This is a genomic window from Mesorhizobium sp. M7A.F.Ca.CA.004.04.2.1 (genome assembly GCF_004022825.1).
Taxonomy (GTDB): Bacteria; Pseudomonadota; Alphaproteobacteria; order Rhizobiales; family Rhizobiaceae; genus Mesorhizobium.
The window spans coordinates 1-929 of record NZ_RZPH01001502.1 but is presented as its reverse complement, the minus strand read 5'-3'; the positions used below and the strand labels follow the sequence as shown (position 1 = coordinate 929).

The window sequence follows — 929 nt, the reverse complement described above, 5'->3', positions numbered from 1 at the left end:
GGTCCCGCCCCTCCGCCTGGCTGAGACTGTCGCCGACGACGACGACGTCGATGCCCTTTCCCGACAACAGCGATTCGGCCTCCCAGGGCTGGCGCGCCTGATGCACATCGTGACCGCGCCGCTCGAGATGGTCGGCGAGTTCGGTCGCCACCACTTCGGCTACCGAAACGAGCGCAATGACGGATCGTGCAGCCATGTTTTCCAACCGTTCCCTAGCAACCCGGATATGAGTGCTGGACATGATGTTTATACCCAATCTACTTTCCACTGAAAGTGGGAGCGAAAGCATCGTGCGGGCAAGAATTGTCATCGTCGAGGACGAGCCCGATCTACGGGACGCGGTCGCCGAATATCTTGGCGCCGCCGGCTATGAGGTGGCCACCGCCGAAAGTGCTGCCGCTGCGCGCAGCCTCGTTGAAACGCAATCGTTCCATCTCGCCATTCTCGACATCGCCATGCCGGGCGAGGACGGCCTCTCGCTCGGCCGCTGGCTGCGTTCGAAACTGCCGATCGGCATCATCTATGCGACAGCGGCCGGCACCGCGCTCGACCGCATCGTCGGGCTGGAACTCGGTGCCGACGATTACATCGTCAAGCCCTACGAATTGCGCGAAGTGCTGGCCAGGGTGCGCAGCGTGTTGCGCCGCGTTCCCCAGCCGAAGGAGCTCCAGGACAAGAAGGCCGGGACGGATCGCCGTTCCGTTGCCTTCGGTCCCTTCCAGGCCGACCTCGACGGCAGGCTGGTCACCGGCGCCAATGGCGCGGTGATCGACATGGCCAAGAGTGAGTTCGACGTGCTGGAGATTTTCCTCACCCGCGCCAATCGGCTGCTAACCCGCGCCGCGATCTCCGAGGCGATTGGCTTCACCGAAGATCCGGAATCGTCACGCGCCGTCGACATTCGCATCATGCGGCTGCGTAAGAAGATC

The 929-nt window shown here is 63.2% G+C and carries 1 protein-coding gene and 1 pseudogene; one reads left to right on the top strand and one right to left on the bottom strand.

The genetic code is table 11. The annotated features are described in order from the left end of the window. Positions 1–196: pseudogene (locus tag EN893_RS35710) on the bottom strand (DNA-binding response regulator); the annotation flags it as partial. 46 nt (positions 197–242) lie between these two features. On the opposite strand from EN893_RS35710, the gene EN893_RS35705 reads away from it, so the two are divergent. Next, on the top strand, positions 243–929 hold a 687-nt coding region (locus EN893_RS35705; protein ID WP_206640256.1), incomplete at its 3' end, for a response regulator transcription factor.